Genomic DNA, 21,095 nt, shown 5'->3' on the forward strand with positions numbered 1-21,095 from the left:
TATTATTCACTAAATTACTAATTACCATGTGCGGAATTGTCGGTTATGTAGGACATAGAAATGCACTAGACATTCTTATTAAAGGACTAGAAAGACTCGAGTATAGAGGTTATGATAGTGCAGGTGTTTCTCTTATTGATAAATCTGAAGTAAAGGTTTTCAAATGTAAAGGGAAAGTAGCTGACCTGAAAAAAGAACTTAAAGGTCAAGATACAAAAGGTTCTACAGGAATTGGACACACTAGATGGGCAACTCATGGTGTTCCTAACGATGTAAATGCACATCCTCATTATTCATCTGACGAAAAATTAGCAATGGTACATAATGGTATCATTGAAAATTATGAAGCATTAAAAGCTCAATTAATTGAAAAAGGGCACGTATTTAAATCTGAAACTGATACTGAAGTATTTATTCATTTTATTGAACAAGTTCAAAAAGACAATAAATGTGATTTAGATGTAGCAGTTAGAATTGCTTTAAATGAGGTTGTTGGAGCTTATGCTATTGTTATTACTAGTAAAGATAAACCTGGACAGTTAGTAGCTGCTAGAAAAGGTAGTCCACTTGTAATTGGAGTAGGTGAGAATGAATTTTTCTTAGCCTCTGATGCTACACCAATTGTAGAATATACAAAAGAGGTAGTTTATATTAAAGACGAAGAAGTTGTTCTTCTTAAAGATGGTGAAATGACAATCACTGATATTAAGAATGAAGTACAAACTCCATATTTACAAACTCTTGAATTAGAGTTAGAAGCAATTGAAAAGGGCGGTTATGATCACTTTATGATGAAAGAAATCATGGAGCAGCCAAAATCAGTTGCAGATTGCTTGAGAGGTCGTGTAATTGCCAATCAAAACCATGTTAAACTTGGTGGTATTTATGAACATTTTGATGATTTATTAAATGCAAATAGAATCATCATTGTTGCTTGTGGTACTTCTTGGCATGCAGGCTTAGTTGCTGAATATATCTTTGAAGAGTTAGTTCGTATTCCTGTTGAAGTGGAGTACGCTTCAGAATTTAGATATAGAAACCCAATCATAGGGAAAGGTGATGTTATGATTGCTATTTCACAATCAGGGGAAACAGCAGATACACTAGCTGCAATGGCTTTAGCTGACGAAAAAGGAGCTACAGTGATTGGAGTATGTAATGTTGTAGGCTCATCTATAGCAAGAAATTCTCATGAGGGAGCTTATACTCATGCTGGACCTGAAATTGGTGTAGCAAGTACTAAAGCATTTACAGCCCAGTTGACAGTATTAACGACAATGGCTTTGATGCTTGCAAAAGAGAAGAAGTCGTTAACTGATGAGCAGTTACATGATTTATTGGTTCAATTGGAAAATATTCCTTCAAAAATTGAAGAAGTATTAAAAACAAATGAAGCCATTGAAAAAATGTCTGCTTTGTATAAAGATGCTCGTAATTTCTTATATTTAGGAAGGGGATACAATTTCCCTGTAGCTTTGGAAGGAGCATTAAAATTAAAGGAAATTTCTTATATTCATGCTGAAGGGTATCCTGCAGCAGAGATGAAACATGGTCCAATTGCTTTAATTGATGAGGAAATGCCTGTAGTTGTGATTGCAACTAGAGATAGTTCTTATGATAAAGTAGTTTCTAATTTACAAGAAGTAAAAGCTAGAAGCGGTAAAGTAATTGCTATTGTTACAGAAGGAGATGCTTTAATTCCTAATATGGTAGATCATGTTATTGAAGTACCAGATACTCATGAAGTATTAATGCCAATGATCTCTTGTATACCATTACAATTACTTTCATATCATATTGCTGTAATGAGAGGGTGTAATGTAGATCAACCTCGTAATTTGGCAAAATCAGTTACTGTAGAATAAAGATAGCACCTTAGTGGTTATCTTTTAATCACTAAGCTTTTACTAATATGCACGAAGAACAACATAGTTATAATACGAGTAAGTCAGATATCATTCTGAAAGAATATGGGAGAAATATTGAAGGATTAGTGAAATTCATTTCTTCTTTAGAAGATAAATCTCTTAGGACTCAATATGCTTATACTTTAATTGCTTTGATGAAGCAGCTTCATCCTATTCAAAAGCAATTGAACGATAGTCAGCAAAGAATTTGGGATCATCTGCAAGTAATGTCTGATTTTCAACTTGATATTGATGCACCTTATCCTTCTCCTACGGAGAATATGATGTTTAAAAAACCAAGAAAAGTTGAATATACGCAAAGCCATATTCGATTTAGACACTTTGGTAAAAACTTGGAATTGATGGTGCAAAGTGCATTGCAACAAGAAACAAAGGAAGAAGTAGAAAAAGCTTTTGCTAAAATAGTAAAGCTTATGAAATCTTTTTATTCTTCTCAAGTTAATAATCAAATTGAAGATGAGGTGATTATTAATACACTTAATTCTTTAGCTAAAGGAAAAGTGAATATGAGGGATATAAAAGATAAATATCCTGACAGTTTCAAAAATGTTAAGTTGCAGTCTTCTGTGAATGTTAGTAATAACAATAATAATAACAACTCTTCTTCATCTAAGAATAAGAACAAAAGAAGAAAGAAGAGAAGAAAGTAATTTTAACCTCTTAAATATGTTGTGACATAATAGAGAATTCCTAAAAATATAAATAAGAATGAAGTTGTTTTATTTAGATTAAAGGTTTTACTCGAAAGTGCTAATGTAGCGCATAACACACACATAAAGATGGAAAAGATTAAATCATAATTAAGGGTGTAGTCGTAATAGGCTTCACCCTTTAATGTTAATATACAGGGAGCTAAAAGGAAATTAATAATAAAAGAGCCCAAAACATTACCAAAAGCAATATCTTGTCTTCTCCTCTTCATAGCTGTTAAGGTTGTAGTGATTTCAGGTAGAGAGGTACATACTGCAATAATACTCACTCCAATGAATCTTGAGCTTAAAGTTGTCGTAGAATTTAATAACAAGGCTTCTATAACCAAAATATAAGCTCCAATACTAATGATCAACATCCCTAATACAATCTTCCTTAAAATCGTGTGCTTTTTATAATAGGTGGGCGTGATAGATGTTTTGCTGTTGTTAATTAATATGATTTCTGTTTTAGATTTTTTATTGCTGAATACTAAAAAGTAATATAAACAGAAGAATAAAAGTAAAATGAGAGAATCTGAAGGGGTAAGATAATTAGCACCTACATTAAAAATAAGTTGTTTATTCAATAAGACAAAAAGTAATAAACCACCAAATATTGCAAAAAATAAGTCCCTCCAAATACTTTTCGTGAAAACTCTAACTTTTAAATAAAAGGCTGCTAACCCAATACTGAATACAATATTGAAAGTGTTGCTTCCTATTAAAGTGCCAAAAGCAAGTGTTTCTTCATTTTTTAAAGTAGAAATGAAGGAGACTGCTATTTCTGGTATTGAAGTTCCTAATGAAACGATAGTCAAACCTATTCGAAGGCCTGAGAACTTTGTTTTATTTGAGAATGCTGTTGCACCTTTGGTAAGCATAAGTGCTCCATTACGAATGAAAATTACTCCTAATGAACTAATTAAAAGGTGTAGTAAAATATAATCCATTCTGGATAATTACTTATAAATGTAAATTGAAATGATCAGCATCCAAGTGCGTTGGGAACTTCTCCCTTAATGTCTGAAGTTCTTTGTAGTTAATAGAGAAAATTTTAATGTTATCTTCTTCATCAGTTGTATTCATCAAATCGCCTTTTGGTGAATATATTGCTGAATTTCCATTGTAAACAGTACCTTCAGGGTCAATACCTGTTCTATTCACTCCAACAGTATAACTAATGTTTTCTATTGCCCTTGCAGCTAATAATGTGTGCCAAGCATTTATTCTACTTTTAGGCCAATTGGCAACACAAATAAGTAAATCATAATCATTATTAGTATTACGACACCATAAAGGAAAACGAAGATCATAACAGATGATAGGGTTGATTCTCCAACCTTTCCATTCTTCAACAACTTGAAAATTACCAGCTGTAAAAGTCATATGTTCAGAAGCCATTCTAAACAAATGCCTCTTATCATAGTGTGATAAAGTACCATCAGGTTTTACAAAAATCAATCGATTGTAAACTTTTCGATCCTGTCTTACAGGATAGCTTGCAATTATAGCTGCATTCATTCGCTTAGATTGTTGAAGTAGCCATTTTGATGTAGTAAGTCCGATTGGTTCTGCTAATTCAGCAGCTTTCATATGAAACCCAGTGGTAAATAACTCAGGGAAGACAACTAGGTCAATATCTTTTTCCTCGATTTGCCATAATTTTTCTTCTAGTGAAGCAAAATTGGCAGTGGGATTCATCCACTCAATGGTTGTTTGAACCATTGCAATCTTTAAGTTTTCTTGGTGTTTCATTCTTATATTCGACCTATAAACGTTACATAATAATAATCACCAGTATTGGCGTTTTGAAAAACTGCAGCTCCAATTGTATTAGCGTTTCTACTTTCAATTACATTTCTACAAGAAGTTCTTAACATTGTTTCAACAACTCCTGTAGTAGGATCCAAATTAATTGCAGCACTATAACCTGTGCAGCCATTTACATTTGTTGCTCCAGCTTGAGCAATTATTACTTTGCTGTATGTTCCTTTTTCGTCTTCTTCTTGAGTTAATTGTTCTCTCATACCAGGATTGTCCGCAAGGAGAGAGGCAAACCTTTTGGCTTGTTCAAAAAAGACAGGATTAAATTCCAATTCGGTTAAACTTAGGTCAGATCTTCTTTTATTTATTTGATTCATGAAGTCTTGATCTAAGCTAGTAGGAGTTGTCCAATTGATAGAATCATTGGAGCAGCTAAATAATAATAAAATTAGGATGAATTTAGTAATTAGTTTCATTTTAAAAAAATCTTTGGTATTAAAAAAACCACTCGATTGAGTGGCTAAAATTAATTATTTTTTTGGAAATCTCATTCTATAACTATGAGATGCTTTACCTTTTGTGATATTATTTAGTTTATTTTTGATCAAACGCTTTTTAATTGGCGTTAAATGATCTGTAAATAAAATACCTTCGATATGGTCATACTCATGTTGGATTACTCTAGCAGTCATACCTGAAAACTCTTCTTCTCTTTCTTTTAAGTTTTCATCAAGGTATTTGATTTTTAAGCTTTCAGGTCTAGTGACATCACCATTGATACCTGGAATACTTAAACATCCTTCTTCCATACTAAATTCTTCTCCCCATTCTTCAATTATCTCAGCATTGATGAATGCTCCACGGTAACCTTCTTCGTTTGACTCTTCATCTAACATTAAGTTAGAGTCAATAACAAAGATTCTTTTTCCTTTACCAATTTGAGGACCTGCGATTCCAACGCCTCTAGCACCTTCCATTGTTTCAAACATATCTGAAACCAAAGTACTTACTTCTTTTAATTCTTCTTCTGTAAAATCTTTAGCGACCTTTCTTAAGACTGGGTCACCATAGGCAACAACAGGATAAATCATATTATATGTATTTTTTCTAAAAGCTGTTTTGTTCTAAATAAGATTGCAAAATGATAGCTGCACTTATTTTATCAACATTACCTTTTACTCTTCTATCTTTCTTTTTCATTCCACTTTGAATCATAGATGCTTCTGCCATCTTTGAAGTGAACCTTTCATCAATGAAGTGTAAAGGTTTTGTAGGGAATTCTTTTTGAAGCTTTTTGGCAAAAGATTTCGTTGGCTTTGTGTTGTCTGTTTCCTTGCCATCCAAACCAACAGGTAACCCTATTACAAATTCGTCTACATCTTCTTTATTGACGTAATCCTTTACAAATTGCATCGCTACATTTGTTTGAACAGTCTCTAAAGAAGAAGCGATCATTTTAAGAGGATCTGTAACTGCAAAACCAGTTCTTTTTGTACCAAAATCAATTGCTAATATTCTTCCCATTAATTAAGTGCTTCTTTTGCTTTTTCGATCTCTTTTTTACTATTTCCTACAAAGATCTTATTTTCTGCAATAATAACAGGTCTTTTTAAAAAAGAATACTCTTGAAGTATTAACGATTTATAATCATTCTCAGATAAATCCTTTTCATGTAGTCCCATAGGTCTAAACTGTCTAGATCTTCTACTAAAAAGAGCTTCATATGAACCTACAAGGTTTTTCATTTCATCAATTTGCTCTTCAGTGATCTTTTCAGTTTTTATATCTTGGAAAACATCAAATTTATCTTTCCCAATTTCTTCTATTATTCTCTTGCATGTACTACAAGTAGATAGATGATATATTTTTACCATTATGAATTGTACTTTGAATATTCAGTTGATTTAAACTGAATTTCTTGAATATTATTGTAAATGTTTTGTGCAATTTGATCAGTCGGTAAATCATTAGGATCAGTACCAAATGGCTCTTCAATTTCTTCTGAGATCGTTACGATACTCATGGCTACATAATATACAATTATTACAGCTAAGATTGTCCACCAACCTAAAGTGTCAATCAGTCCAAAAGGAATAATGATTGCATAAATCCAGATATATACTCTTAATAAAAATGTATGTGATTCAGGCATTGGAGTGTTTTTAATACGCTCACATTTACCCATAATGTCAATTAGTTCGTCACTGTTTTCAATTAATTTTAGAAATTGAAAATCAGTAATGTCACCTCTGTTCAATGCAATTTTTAATCTTTCCTGTATATATGAATTAATGGCATTTGGAATATGATCCCATTTTTTTACTTCCGTTAAAATCTTATCACCAAGGAATTCTATTTCACTGTATATAACACCACTTCTTAAATGTTCTTTTAATACAAAAGGGAATGAGGCAATCAATTTCATTAATTCATTTTTTTCCTCACTTTCTTTTACAATGGACTGTACTTGTAATGCATAGTTTCTTGAAGTGTTGACTAACCCTCCTAAAACTTTTCTTGCTTCCCACCATCTATCATATGCAGTATTATTTCTGAATACTAATAAGATACCTAAGATGGCACCCAAAAGACCAGGTAATGAAAAATTCATTCCAATATCAATATGCTTGAATTCATGAATCGCACAAAGAATTGTGGTTGGAATGGTAATCCATATTAAGTCTGTTGTTAATTTTCTTAGTAAATACCCTTTGTAAGAAAAAATCATGAAAAGAGTAGAGTTAGTTAACTTTTTATCTTTAGGCATAGTTAAAAAAAATAGAATGTGAATTTTAAGATTAAACGAAATTATAGTGATTTATCACAACTAATAAACCAAAACAGAAATTAATTTACTAAATGTAACTTTCTAAAGTCAAATTAATCTATTAATTCTTGATGCATGATTTTTGCTTCTCCATTTACAGTGACTTTATTATTGGCCAATGATTTGATTGTAGTTTTGATAATTGCTGTTTTTCTTCTAGAATCAATTTCAGTAATAGAAAACTCAGCTTCATACTCTTCTTCCACAAACATAGGTCTTAAAAAGTCCATTTTTTGAGATAAATATACAGAGCCATTTCCTGGGAATTCAGTTCCTAATACTCTTGAAAAAATACTTGCTGATAAAAAACCATGCATGATTGGTTTTTTAAAAGGGGTGTTGGCTGCGTAATCTGCATCTATGTGTATTGGATTAGAATCTCCAGTTAATTCAGCAAATGCATTTACTTGATCTTGTGTAAAGCTGAACTTTGTTAAATAATTATCTCCAATTGAAAGCATAATTTTAAAGTTTTTGACGATTTTGAATTGTAAATAAACTTAAAATGGTGATAATAGTCTTCATTTTTAAAGAAAACTATTAACTTTGTGTTATTGATTGAACTTTTGAAATGATTTATATCACTTCATGAATTTGTTCCAATCAAATTTGGTTTGAATTAAATTTTTTTCATTTTCATATTTACAGGACTAAAGGTAATGTCAATGGCATTGCCTTTTTTCATGAAAATTTTTGTAAAAGTAGCAGGATATTTTATAAATATGTTCCTATTTAAAAAAATTCTAAATAAATTTGCAAGCCGAATTGAATGGACTGTTTTTATTAATGAAAATAGAAAGGGCAATCGGTATACTTAGAAAACGAATTTTTGATTAATAAATCATATAAAAATATGTTGAAGATCAACGATCTGAAAGCTTCGATTGAAGACAAAGAGATTCTTAAAGGGATTAATTTAGAAATTAAACCGGGAGAAGTACATGCGATCATGGGACCAAACGGTTCTGGTAAAAGTACTTTGGCTTCTGTTTTAGCAGGTAGAGAGGATTACGAAGTAGAAGGCGGTGAAGTTGATTTTGATGGAGAAGATTTATTGGAAATGGCTCCAGAAGTAAGAGCTCAAAAAGGTCTTTTCTTGGCTTTCCAATATCCAGTAGAAATCCCAGGTGTTAGTAACACAAATTTCTTAAGAACAGCCGTAAATGAAGTTAGAAAAGCAAGAGGTGAAGAGCCTTACAATGCTGCAAACTTCATGAAAGAAATGAAAGAAAAGATGAAGATCGTTTCTATCGACAAATCATTAATGGGTAGATCTTTAAATGAAGGTTTCTCTGGTGGTGAAAAGAAAAGAAATGAGATCTTCCATATGGCGATGCTTGATCCAAAATTAGCTATTCTTGATGAAACTGATTCAGGGTTAGATATCGATGCATTAAGAATTGTTGCCAATGGTGTGAATACTTTACGTGATGGTAAACGTTCTTTCGTAGTTGTTACTCACTACCAAAGATTGTTAGATTATATCGTGCCTGATTTCGTACACGTATTATATAAAGGGAAAATCGTAAAATCTGGAACTAAAGAATTAGCACTTGAGCTAGAAGAAAAAGGTTACGATTGGATCATTCAAGAAGTTGAAGGTCAAAACTAATTCCCTCTAAAATACTATGAGTTTAGTTATTGAAAATGCTGCATTAAAAAATAATGCACTATCATATATAGAAGATACAATCGAAAAAGTACCTGCATTAGTTCAATTAAGAACTGAAGCAGCAGAAACTTTTGCGTCTTCAGATTTTCCATCTATTCAACACGAAGAGTGGAAATATACTAACATCAAAAAGTTAGTAAACAATGCTTATACATTTACAAATGAAGTAAACGTAACTGCTGAAGATATCAAAGATTATTTAATCGAAGGTACTGAGGTAATGGTCTTTGTGAACGGGGTTTACAATGCTGAGTTATCAAACTTTACTTCAACAGATAAAGTTATTGTTGCTCCATTAAGTGAAGCTATCGAAAATCATAAAGATTTAGTTTTAGCTCATTTAGGGAAATATGCAGATAATTCTTTACCATTTGTTGGTGTAAATACAGCTTCGGTTGTAGAAGGTGCTTTTGTTTATGCTAAAAGAAATGCTTTATCTGAAACTTCGGTTATGTTCTTGAACGTTGTATCAGGAAGTAACATAGTAGTTCAGCCAAGAGTATTAGCGATCATGGAAGAAGGTGCTCAAGCGAATATCATCGAAAGAAATGCTGTTTTAGGTGGAGAGAATATTCTTATCAATAGCGTTGCTGAGGTAAATGTCGCTGAAAGAGCAAACTTAAGCCATTTGAAATTACAAGATGAAGTAGAAAATACATCATTAATAACCCTTTCTGAGTCGAAACAAGCAGACAATAGTGTTTATCATAATATTACAATCACAACTGGTGGTCATATTGTGAGAAACAACTTAAATATTGCATTAGGAGAGCATTGTGAAGGTTTAATGACTGGTTTATACCTTGTTAAAGGAAAAACTTTAGTTGATAATCATACAATGGTTGATCATAAAATGCCTAATTCATACAGTAATGAGCTTTATAAAGGTATTTTATCCGATAAATCTAAAGGTGTTTTCAATGGTAAAATCTTCGTTCGTGAAGATGCTCAGAAAACAAATGCATTCCAATCAAATAAGAATATCTTACTTTCACCAGATGCTGTTGTGGATACAAAACCACAATTAGAAATTTGGGCAGATGATGTAAGTTGTTCACATGGTTGTACTGTTGGTGCTTTAGATGAAGAGCCAATGTTCTATCTAAGAGCTCGTGGTATCCCAGAAGACAAAGCAAGAGGTTTATTAATCTATGCTTTTGCTGGTGACGTTATCGAGAAAATTTCTAATGATAATGTTAGAGCATTAGTAGAGAAAATTGTTGCTACGGAAATGGGTTATGATTTAATCTAGTTTATTAAATCAAATCTATAATATATAGAAAGAGCGTTAATCAAAAATTGATTAACGCTCTTTTTTTTTGAGGAACTATCTTAGAAAAAGAAGTTCACGATATTTTGGTAACGGCCACATTTCATCATCGATCATAGTTTCCAATTTATCGACATGCCATCTTAATTCTTCGAAATATTTTTCTTTGATTTCATCACAATAAGCAATCGCTTTTTGTTCCGAATCTTCAATTGCATTGATTCTCTTTCTTTCCTGTGTCATCTCATTACTTAGTTTTTTAACCATATTGAGGTGTTTTGACACTTTTTGAATCAAATGCATAATTTCACTCGTTTCGCTTTCTAATCCGATATCCTTCATGCCTTTTACATTTTCGATAAGCATATTTAAGTAACGAATAGCAGTAGGTGCGATATGATTTAAAGCTAAATCAGCCATGACCCTAGATTCAATTTGTAGCTTTCTAGTATAATTTTCTAATCGAATTTCATGTCTAGCAATTAATTCTGCTTGAGACATAATTTTCATTCGCTTAAAAAGTCTAGAAGTGGATGCTTTTTTAAGAATTTGAAGAGCTCTAGGTGTATCTCTGTGATTTGATAATCCTCTTTTCTTCGCTTCTTTTACCCAATCATCTCCATATCCATTTCCTTCGAATACAACTTTTTTAACTGAAGGAATATATGAACGTAAGATATCAATAATTGCTACTTCTTTCTTTTCATCTTGTTCTATAAGTTTATCAACTTCTCTTTTGAATAATTCAAGTTGATTGGCAACAGCAGTGTTAAGAATCGTCATGGCTCTTGCACTATTTGTATTTGAACCAACGGCTCTAAATTCAAATTTGTTGCCAGTAAATGCAAAAGGAGAAGTTCTATTTCTGTCAGTATTATCTAATAAGATAGGAGGGATCTTATTGATGCCCAATTTCATGTAAATATTGTCACCTTTTTTTACTTTAATATCCCCATTATTCTCTAACTCTGTTAAAACATTGTAGAGTTGAGTACCAATAAATGCAGAGATGATAGCTGGAGGAGCTTCATTGGCACCTAATCTATAATCATTACTTGCTGAAGCAATTGATGCTCTCAAGAGATCAGCATTATCATAAACTGCTTTAAGGATATTGATAAAGAAAGTAATGAAAATAAGGTTTTCTTTTGCCTTTGTACTTGGTTGTAAAAGATTTTTACCTTTATCAGTTATTAAAGACCAATTATTATGTTTTCCAGAGCCATTTAAACCTTCAAAAGGTTTTTCGTGGAATAAAACACGGAAGTTATGTCTTGAAGCTACTTTTCTCATCAAATCCATTAAGAGTTGATTGTGATCATTCGCTACATTTACTTCCTCAAAAATTGGAGCTACTTCAAATTGACTAGGAGCCACTTCATTATGTCGTGTTTTTATTGGTATTCCTAATTTAAAAGATTCAATTTCAAGTTCTTGTAAAAATCTCGAAACTCTTGAAGGAATAGCTCCAAAATAATGGTCATCTAATTGTTGACCTTTTGGTGGAGTACGACCAAAAAGTGTTTTACCTGTTAATAGAATATCTGGACGAGCATCAGCTAAAGCTTTATCAATTAAGAAGAACTCTTGTTCTGTTCCTAAAGTAGCTTGAACTTTTTCAATACTTCTATCAAAAATTTGACAAACAGCAGTTGCATTTTTATCGATTTGATCTAAGGCTCTTAATAAAGGTGCTTTATTGTCTAAAGATTCTCCAGTAAATGAAACGAAAACTGTTGGAATACATAGAGTTTTTCCTTTTCCACTTTCAATAATAAATGCTGGGGATGTTGGATCCCAAGCTGTATATCCTCTAGCTTCAAAAGTTTGTCTTAAACCTCCACTAGGAAATGACGAAGCGTCTGGTTCTTGTCTAACTAAAGCACTACCTTTGAATCTTTCAATGGCGTGACCATCTTTTGTTAGCTCAAAAAAGGCATCATGCTTTTCTGCTGTAGATCCAGTAAGTGGCTGAAACCAGTGAGTATAATGGGTTACACCTTTAGTAATTGCCCATGCTTTTAATGCTGTAGCAACTGCATCTGCTACATTTTCATCAATTTGTTCTCCTCGATGAATAGCATTTTGTAATCTGTTATAAATGTCAGATGACAACTGTTCTTTCATGACATTTAACCCAAAGGTATTTATGCCAAAATAATCAGAGACCTTTTCACATGGAGGTGTAACATTTATTGGTTGTCTTAATTCAACAACTTTTAAAGCATCAAACCGCTGTTTCGCCATACTTTATAATTTAAATAAGAATAATTTCATTTCGGATAACAAAAATACGTATTTTTTCGTAAATTCTTTTTTTTATATGACATAATTAAATTGATCTCTTTAACCATTTAAAAAAGAGTAGTAATTTAATTATTTAACACACTTGGTATGTAATTTGATTATTCATTACCTATTAACGAAATATTATAGAATAATAGTCGTTATAACATAAATTTGAGAGATTAAGATTTGTGATATTATATCACATATATGCGCATAACAGAACTTCTATGAAGAGTTTTTTACTAGTTTTTTTATTTTTATTTGTTGCTCAAATAAGTTGGTCACAATCTGTTACAGGTTCAATTTCTGTTGATGGCGGTTTAGAGGTTACAAATAACCCTGAAGGAAGAGTTCAATTACGAATTAAATCCCAAAACGCGACTCATATGAAAATAAGTCGTGATGAAAGTTTTAGAGGTGTAGTTTGGGAACCTGTAAATTGGGAGAAAGCTGGTTTTCCTATTATCCGTCGTGGAGAAGGGGATGGCGTGAAAACTATCTATGCTATTTTCAAGGATGAAAACTCTGGAAATGTTTCAGAAGTAGCTTCATTAATTATTGAACTTGATAGAACTCCTCCTCAAAATCCAGAAATTGCTATCAATGGTGGTTTACTTTTTACAAATGATAAGAAGAGACAAGTTTCTTTGTTTTTGTCTGCTGACGAAGCGTATCAGATGAGAATCGCTAATCGTCCTGACTTTTTAGGTGTTAAATGGGTAGCATACACGCAAAGAGTTGATGGTTATAAGTTACCTGGTTTAGATGGAGAAAAAGAAGTTTTTGTTCAATATAGAGATGCTGCTGGTAATGAAACAGATATAATCAGTGCAAAAATTACTATTGATACATCTCCTCCAACTGATGGGAAATTAAAAATCAATGAAGGAGAAAAATTCTTAAAAGATTCTGTAGTAACGCTACATTTTTATGCTGTTGGGGCTTCTCATATTCAAATACGTGGTGGAAGTGGCTGGATTGATTATGCAGAAGAAGTACAATGGACTTTATCACCTGGAGATGGAGAAAAAGTAGTTTACGCAAGATTCAGAGATGAAGTAGGTAATTATTCTAAAATTGTATCTGCCAGAGCAATTGTAGATAGAGTTCCTCCAAGATTTGGTCGAGTTATTATTGATGATGGCCGTAAATTCATTGATAATCATGCGAGACATAAATTGCAATTGATTATTCAAGGTGCAACTCAAATGATTGTATCTAATAAATCGGATTTTAGCGATGCTGAATGGATGCCATATACTCCTGTTGTTCCTGTTTGGAACTTCCCAATTGGTGATGGAGAAAAAACAGTTTATGTAAAATTCAGAGATCAAGCAAAAAATGAATCTGAAGTTTATACATCATCTGTGATGTTGGATGCTACACCTCCTCAAAATCCTAAATTAGATATTTTTGCAGAAGGAATTGTTCAAGATACTGCCAATAATGTAAAGTTGTTGAAAGATGAAAAGCAGATTGTTGATTTACATGTGAAAGCTGATGATGCTAGATTCATGATGATATCAAATCAACAAACTTTCTTTGGTGCCAGATGGATGGTTTATAAAGAAGAAGTTAAAAACTGGAAACTACAACCTGGACAAGATGGTATAAGAACAGTTTATGTGAAGTTTATGGACCGAGCAAAAAATGTATCCGAACCAGCCTTTGATAGAATATTAATCGATACTGAACCTCCTGTAGGTGGAAAGATTACAATCAATAATAATGATGAATACAGTATTGATAAAGAACATAATGTGACATTAAAAATATTTGCAAGGAAAGCGGATTTCATGCAAGTTAGTAATGATCCTACTTTTATGGATGCAGAGTGGGAAACCTATAATGTCATTAAAAAATGGAAGCTTGATGGAAATGATGGTGTTAAAACAGTTTTCGTACGTTTTAGAGATTTAGCTGGTAACGTTTCAGACCCTGCTTCAGATAATATTGTTTTGGATACAAAACCTCCATTTAATTGCTCAATTGTAGTTAAAAATCATAAAGAAGGAGTTGTAAATCATCCAGATGCAATTGCATTAGTTCGTGTTAATGCTGAAGATGCCATTAAAATGCAAATCAGTAACCATCCAAACTTTGAAAAGATTAGATGGATTGGTTATTCAGAATATAATATACCTTGGAGACTTCCAGGTGCAGATGGTGTAAAAGAAATATATACACGTTTTATGGACGAAGCAGGTAATATTTCTGATACATATTCTGTAAATGTTACTTTGGATAGAACTCCTCCAGTTGAGGGTGATGTTGAAATTGCTGAAGCAAAAGATAAGTTGATTAACCTTGAAGAGGTTACTTTAAATATCACAGCAAAAGGAGCTAAGACGATGCGTTTGTCTTCAAGATCTGATTTTAAAGGAGCTGAATGGGAAAATTATGCTACAACAAAGAAATGGAAATTCCCTCCAGGTGACGGAATTAAGTTTGTATATGTAATGTTTAAGGATGCTGTAGGTAACACTTCTAGACCAACATATGTATCTATTGGTGTAGATACTGATGCACCAAGAGAAGGATCAATATTAATAGGTCAAGGTGAGAAATACTGTACAGATTATGATGCAAGAGTTCGTCTTAAGTTAAACGCAAGAGGGGCTACTAAAATGATGATTTCAAATAGTAAAGATTTTGATGGTGCTGTTTGGGAGAAGTTCAAATATTACATTTATGATCATTACTTGGAAGCTAAAGAAGATGGAGAAAAGACGGTTTATGCAAAATTTAAAGATGATGCAGAAAACGTTACCACAGCAGTTTCAGCCAGTATTTTATTAGATAGACAAGAACCTGTTAATGAAAAACTAATTATCAATAATGGGGAGGGATATACTAATGAAAAATCAGGAAGAGTACAGTTAGAAATTTTTGCCGAAGGTGCTACAGAAATGAAAGTTACTAACGATAGATATTTCAAAACACGAATTGATTGGGAGCCTTATGGAACAAGTAAAGATTGGGTGATTAGACATAGCACAGATGGTGAGAAATTTGTTTATGTTAAATTTAGAGATGAGGCTGGTAATGAATCTATGATTACTGAAGCGAAGATTATCCTAGATACAACACCTCCAATCCCAATGTATATAAAAATTGAGGATGGTAAAACTGCCGTTGATTCACCAACTGTAACAATTACCACCAAAGCTCGTGAAGCAGTTTATATGATGGTTTCAAATAAACAAAACTTCCAAGGGGCAATTTGGAGACCTTACTCAGAAAAATTCAATTGGAATTTAGAGCCAGGACCAGGTTTAAAAAGAGTGTTTGTCAAATTTAAAGATAACTCACAAAATGTATCAGACTTTAAATTTGCAGAGACAACGCTTTATGAAGGAAACAAATAATTAGAAATAGAAAAAGCCTACATTATGTAGGCTTTTTTATTGCTTTTAGTTTAGAACTAAGACTGTGGCATATTAATTTCAGTAAATTCTTCCTTTCCACTTTCACAAGTAGGACAAGTAAATGAGCTTGGTAGAAATTCAAATTTTGTATTTTCAGGAATACCATCTTCTGGTATGCCCATACTTTCATCATATATACTTAAACAATTTTGACATTGATAAACGCTAACAGTATTTGCTTTTAATACCTTTTTTGGTTCATCTAAATCGTAATTGCTGTTGTCTAAATTTTCATAATATAAATGACTAAGTTCAATTAAAATAGGAGGGATGGCCTCTCTTGGAATTCTTTGAACAAAGGGAATATACTTCGGTTCATTACAATTAAAATCTTTAGCATATAGTACATTATATAACATATCACCACCTGCAGAAGGAATACTTTCTATGACTACAGAAGTAAAAAGTATTACAGGTTTAGTTTTAATTGTAAAAGTTAGACCATAAGTACTTATATCTTGTTTGTCTAATGCTCTTACTAAATAATTTTTGAGATCTAATGCTTCTTGATCTAGTACAGGTAAATGCCAATTAAGCTCCAATGCAGAATGTCTAACATTGATACCAAACTTTCCTAATAATTTCTCCCAAATAATAATATGTTTACTATCGATTCCCTTTACAATAAATGATTTCCAAGGTGTAATTGTAATCTTACCAATATTAGTTTTCATACAAACTTCACAAAGTTCTTTTAAGAAAGGGATGTCAAAACTGTTATTTCTCCAATATAAACCTAGCCAATATTTTCCACTTAGCATTCTATGCATACCTTCATAATAAGGGAAGGGGCCAGTAGGAAGTAATAATTCTTCAGTTTTAGCAATTGTATTAATATCTAAAGTACTAACAATAGTTTTCCAGATTTGAACACTATCAATAATTTTATCAGCAACATATAAACCTTCAAATGCTTTAACTACTTTAGCTATATCATAACTATAGATTAAGTTAGGACACTCCCAAAGGACTTCAGCATGTTCCTCTTCACGAATGAAAAGATACCAATAACCTTCTTTTTCAGACGCAATAAAATTTAACTGACCTGTAAATAATGGAACCATAGTTTGAGCAGGGTCAGTAATATTAATTTTTAATTTTGGTTGAAAATCAAAAGTATCAAGAATGTAATGATAAGTATGAGCAGCTAACCAACTTGTACTAGGAATAACATCTAATGCTACATATGAAGTAACAATATTTTGATAAGATTCTCCATCACAATCAAAAGCTGTTTTAATGGACTCAAATGTCTCTTTTAATTTATTTCGACTAATAGTAGGAGGTGCAAAAAGCATATCTTGTCTAGAACCAAAATGGATATGATCTACATCTAATTCTTCAGCAACTTGGATTATTTTCATAAAATCACCTGGTGATGAAATACCTCCCTTGATAAATATTCTAACTAAATCTTCTTTTTCTAATGTATTATCTAATTGATCTAACATGTTCTCTATTATTTTAAGAAGTAAAAGTAAGTCTATGTTCTTATAATGTAATTAAATTAGCTTCATTATTTTGAAGCATAGCTTGTAGTTCAGTCTTACAACTACCACAACCTAAACCAGCACCTGTTTTTTCACAAAGTGAATTTAAGGTAGTACATCCATTATTCATGGCATTTTGTAAGTTGCCACTACCAACGTTTGCACATGAACAGACCACCTCTCCAATTAATGGTTCACTATCATTTTTGCTTCTTAGTAATTCACTTCTTCTGGTACCTAATTCGGTTTTCAGCTCAATTAATTTTTTATAATCAGCAAATTCAGCTTTATCTCCAAGAAGGATAGTTCCTACTAATTTATCATCTTTAATAATACATTTTTTATAGAAAGCTTGTGCCTTATCAAGTAATATGACTTCTTCATAACTTCTGTCTTTTGAAGGAGTATCAATAATACCTAGAGAACAAAGACTTAAATCTGAGAACTTTAATATATTCATCGGTAGTGTACCTGAATATCTACTTAAAAGATCACCTGAAATATACCTTGCACAGACATCAGCCTGTTCCTCTGCTCCTGCAGTTGTTCCATTTAATTTCCCATCAAATTCAGCAATTTCTCCCATTGCAAAAATATCTGGATCTGATGTTTGAAGGTACTCATTAATAACAATACCTCTAGTGGTTTTTAATCCAGATTCTTTTCCAATTTCAGTATTTGGTCGTGTTCCGATAGCGTATACAATTGCATTACTTTCAATTGTACGACCACCCTTCAGTTTAGCTTTATATAGTTTTTCTCCTTGCTTCTCAATAGTTTGAACCTGATCATTAAGTAATACTTCAATGCCTTTATCTTCACAATGATGTAGTAACAATTCAGAAGCTGTTGGGTCAAGTTGACGATCCATTAATCTATTGGCTAATTGTATTATTGTTACTTGTATATCTATCTCTCTTAAAGATGCAGCTAGCTCTAAACCTAATAAACCTCCACCTACAATGATTACTTTACCATTTTTCTGATCTAAATATTGTTTGAGGTTATCAGCATTCTTTTTATTTCTCATTGTAAATACACCTTCGAAATGTATAGGTACATCCGCTGGGACGAAAGGTCTACTACCTGTTGCAATGATCAATTTGTCATATAGGAAACGATCTCCAAACTGATCGACTATTTCTTTATTTCGTCGATCAATACTTTGAATACTTTTATTTAGATGAAGTTTTATTCCTAAACGATCAAATTCTTCTAATTCATCATATTTTTGTAAATCCTTCCATAATAATGTCTCATTTACATATTCTGGAAGTAGGACACGATTATAAAATGGAGTACTTTCTTTTGAGAATACTTCAATTTCATCTTCTGTATTTATATTTCTATAGGTATAAATAAATCGATAAGCTGCAGCACCTGCTCCAATCACTAATATCTTTTCTTTCTGCTTCTTGTATTTTTTTACTTGAGCAGCTGAAAATTTAAAATCTGGTTCTTTAGAAATAGGGTCAATGTGATTCGCTGTAAGATTATTTGTTCGTGCAAAAATTTGTTTACTGATTTTACCCCAATGCATAGGCATAAAGATTACTCCTTCTTTAATATCAGTAGTTACTGTAACGTTTACTCTACATTCTCCACGTTCAGTCGTAATCAACGCTGTGTCCCCATCTTTTAATCCTCTGAATGAAGCATCATTTGGATGCATTTCTAAAAAAGGATCACTAATGTGTTGATTTAATTTGTTGACTTTTCCCGTTCTAGTACGTGTATGCCATTGATCACGTATTCTACCTGTAGTTAGAACTAATGGAAGGTCTTTTGTTATCTTATCTGATTCATTTTCAATACCAGTTGTTGATATTTGAGCTTTCTTATTAGGAGTATAAAATTGATTATCTGTAAATAATCGATCAGTACTTTGTCCATTTAAATAAGGCCATTGTACAGAACGTTTCTTTTTTAAAATATCATAAGTAAGTTCAGAGATATCAATGTTGGTACCTTTTGTAAGAGCAGCATGTTCTTTGAAAATATCTTCAGTAGATTGATATTCAAATCCATGATATCCCATTTTTTGAGCAAAACGACAGAAAATTTCTGTATCTGGAAGAGCTTCACCAGGAGCAGGAATCACTCTTTCAAGGTGGCTAATTCTTCTTTCTGAATTAGTCATAGTACCTTCTTTTTCCAACCATCCTGCTGCAGGTAAAATCAAATCAGCATATTCGATTGAGTCTGCTGAGTTTGAAATATCTTGAACGATAACAAACTTAGCTTTCTTTAGCGCTTCTTCAACAAATTTAGAATCTGGTAAGCTAACCATTGGATTGGTACAGACTATCCAAACAGCTTTCATCTCTCCAGAATGAAGAGCTTCAAACATTTCAGTTGCTGTTTTACCAGGCTTTTCTTGAATGTGATCAACACCCCAGAAATTTGCGACTTTTTCTCTATGTTCCGGATTTTTAAGATCATGATGTGCTGCTAGTAAAGAAGCCATACCACCAACTTCTCTACCACCCATCGCATTAGGTTGTCCAGTTAAAGAGAATGGTCCTGCACCTTTTTTACCAATTTGACCAGTGATTAAGTTTAAGTTTAATAATGCTAAGTTTTTATTAGTTCCTTGTGCACTTTGGTTTAATCCCATAGCCCACATATTAATAAACCCTTTTGCATTACCAATATATCTTGCAGCTAGTTTAATATCATCTATTGTTACACCTGTTATAGCAGAAGCTTCTTTCAAAGTTCTTGTCACTACTTCTTTTCGATAAGCATCAAAACCATCCGTATGATTTTTAATAAAATCCCAATCGAGATCACCTTCCTCAATTATTGCTCTACCAATTGCCTGATATAATATTATGTCAGTTCCAGGATTCAATTGTAAATGAAGGTCTGCAAGGGCACAAGTTTGTGTTTTTCTTGGATCTACAACAATGATTTTAGTATCCGGATTTTCTTCTTTATGTGCTTCAATACGTCTGAATAAAATAGGGTGACACCAAGCTGGGTTGGCTCCTGCAATCATAAAAGTATCAGCATATTCTATATCTTCATATGAAATTGGCACAGTATCTTCTCCTATTGTTTTTACATATCCCACTACTGCACTACTCATGCATAGCCTTGAGTTAGTATCGATATTATTTGTCTGGAAAAAACCTTTAGTGAGTTTATTGGCTAAGTAGTATTCTTCTGTTAAGCATTGTCCTGATACATACATTCCTACGCTATCAGGACCATATTTTTTAATTATCGATTTGAAAACAGCTGCAGCTCTTGTAAAAGCAGTATCCCAATCTACTCTTTGAAGATCATGTTGTTTACTCCATCTCATTTGTGGGTGTAATAATCTATCGGAAGTATCTTGCACCACATAATGTAAGTTCATTCCTTTAGAACATAATTTCCCTTTATTGACAGGGTAGTTAATATCTCCTTCAACGGTAAGTTTTCCTTTTGCATCTTTATTCACTTCAATGCCACATCCGACACCACAATAAGAACATGTAGACTTGTATGTTGAGATATTTTTCATAATCGATATTGCTAAGTTTTTTGAAATAGGGTAGCACACGAATGCTACCCTAAAATTCAAGCATGTGTTTTTCTTAGTGCTAAGTATTATTTTTAAGTTTAAGTATTCACTCTTAATAAATACGTATAACACGTGAGTAAAATTAAGTAAAAAATACGTAATTATACGTATGTAAATTTATATTTTTTAGTGTTTTATTAAAAATTGGATAAAAAAACACCCTT

The 21,095-nt window shown here is 32.3% G+C and carries 16 protein-coding genes; 5 read left to right on the plus strand and 11 right to left on the minus strand.

What is annotated here, in order from left to right:
• The first annotated feature begins 26 nt into the window (after positions 1-26).
• Both glmS and ACXAHM_RS11925 read left to right on the plus strand, forming a co-directional pair.
• A complete protein-coding gene (glmS, locus tag ACXAHM_RS11920) occupies positions 27-1,865 on the plus strand; it encodes a glutamine--fructose-6-phosphate transaminase (isomerizing) (RefSeq protein WP_474960666.1) in 1,839 nt (612 codons plus the stop codon).
• A gap of 47 nt (positions 1,866-1,912) precedes the next feature.
• Positions 1,913-2,578: a DUF4290 domain-containing protein gene (locus ACXAHM_RS11925; protein ID WP_474960667.1), complete on the plus strand. Its 666-nt coding sequence runs from the start codon at positions 1,913-1,915 to the stop codon at positions 2,576-2,578.
• Positions 2,579-2,580: 2 nt separating this feature from the next.
• Here ACXAHM_RS11925 and ACXAHM_RS11930 read toward each other — a convergent pair whose 3' ends face one another.
• From ACXAHM_RS11930 to ACXAHM_RS11965, 8 genes are all read right to left on the minus strand, one after another.
• A complete protein-coding gene (locus ACXAHM_RS11930) occupies positions 2,581-3,570 on the minus strand; it encodes a sodium:calcium antiporter (protein ID WP_474960668.1) in 990 nt (329 codons plus the stop codon).
• 13 nt (positions 3,571-3,583) lie between these two features.
• Complete coding sequence (locus ACXAHM_RS11935) at positions 3,584-4,375, minus strand: amidohydrolase (protein WP_474960669.1); 792 nt, start codon at positions 4,373-4,375, stop codon at positions 3,584-3,586.
• 2 nt (positions 4,376-4,377) lie between these two features.
• Complete coding sequence (locus ACXAHM_RS11940; RefSeq protein ID WP_474960670.1) at positions 4,378-4,860, minus strand: CAP domain-containing protein; 483 nt, start codon at positions 4,858-4,860, stop codon at positions 4,378-4,380.
• A gap of 54 nt (positions 4,861-4,914) precedes the next feature.
• On the minus strand, positions 4,915-5,475 hold the full coding sequence (gene def, locus ACXAHM_RS11945) for a peptide deformylase (RefSeq protein WP_474960671.1): 561 nt from the start codon (positions 5,473-5,475) through the stop codon (positions 4,915-4,917).
• Between the two features lie 16 nt (positions 5,476-5,491).
• A complete protein-coding gene (ruvX, locus tag ACXAHM_RS11950; protein ID WP_474960672.1) occupies positions 5,492-5,908 on the minus strand; it encodes a Holliday junction resolvase RuvX in 417 nt (138 codons plus the stop codon).
• A complete protein-coding gene (locus ACXAHM_RS11955; protein WP_474960673.1) occupies positions 5,908-6,258 on the minus strand; it encodes an arsenate reductase family protein in 351 nt (116 codons plus the stop codon). The genes ruvX and ACXAHM_RS11955 overlap by 1 nt, the downstream gene beginning before the upstream one ends.
• Positions 6,258-7,151, minus strand: coding sequence for a bestrophin family protein (locus tag ACXAHM_RS11960; RefSeq protein ID WP_474960674.1), 894 nt, complete (start codon positions 7,149-7,151; stop codon positions 6,258-6,260). The genes ACXAHM_RS11955 and ACXAHM_RS11960 overlap by 1 nt, the downstream gene beginning before the upstream one ends.
• Positions 7,152-7,264: 113 nt before the next feature.
• Positions 7,265-7,672: a MaoC family dehydratase gene (locus tag ACXAHM_RS11965; protein WP_474960675.1), complete on the minus strand. Its 408-nt coding sequence runs from the start codon at positions 7,670-7,672 to the stop codon at positions 7,265-7,267.
• 392 nt (positions 7,673-8,064) lie between these two features.
• Here ACXAHM_RS11965 and sufC point away from each other — a divergent pair, with 392 nt between their 5' ends.
• Positions 8,065-8,823, plus strand: a complete 759-nt coding sequence (gene sufC, locus ACXAHM_RS11970; RefSeq protein ID WP_474960676.1) for a Fe-S cluster assembly ATPase SufC — start codon at positions 8,065-8,067, stop codon at positions 8,821-8,823.
• Positions 8,824-8,839: 16 nt separating this feature from the next.
• Positions 8,840-10,135, plus strand: coding sequence for a Fe-S cluster assembly protein SufD (gene sufD, locus ACXAHM_RS11975; RefSeq protein ID WP_474960677.1), 1,296 nt, complete (start codon positions 8,840-8,842; stop codon positions 10,133-10,135).
• Positions 10,136-10,210: 75 nt separating this feature from the next.
• On the opposite strand, the gene ACXAHM_RS11980 is transcribed toward sufD, so the two are convergent.
• A complete protein-coding gene (locus ACXAHM_RS11980; protein WP_474960678.1) occupies positions 10,211-12,400 on the minus strand; it encodes a glutamine synthetase III family protein in 2,190 nt (729 codons plus the stop codon).
• A gap of 269 nt (positions 12,401-12,669) precedes the next feature.
• Between ACXAHM_RS11980 and ACXAHM_RS11985 the strand changes: the two genes are divergently transcribed.
• Entirely contained in the window at positions 12,670-15,810 is a 3,141-nt protein-coding gene (locus ACXAHM_RS11985; RefSeq protein WP_474960679.1) for a hypothetical protein, read from the plus strand.
• A 56-nt stretch (positions 15,811-15,866) separates the two neighbouring features.
• Here ACXAHM_RS11985 and ACXAHM_RS11990 read toward each other — a convergent pair whose 3' ends face one another.
• Positions 15,867-17,321, minus strand: coding sequence for a rubredoxin (locus ACXAHM_RS11990; RefSeq protein WP_474960680.1), 1,455 nt, complete (start codon positions 17,319-17,321; stop codon positions 15,867-15,869).
• Positions 17,322-17,361: 40 nt separating this feature from the next.
• Positions 17,362-20,871, minus strand: a complete 3,510-nt coding sequence (locus tag ACXAHM_RS11995) for a molybdopterin-dependent oxidoreductase (RefSeq protein ID WP_474960681.1) — start codon at positions 20,869-20,871, stop codon at positions 17,362-17,364.
• Positions 20,872-21,095 lie beyond the last annotated feature (224 nt).

It is taken from the genome of Flammeovirga sp. AWQ4_249, from assembly GCF_056161045.1.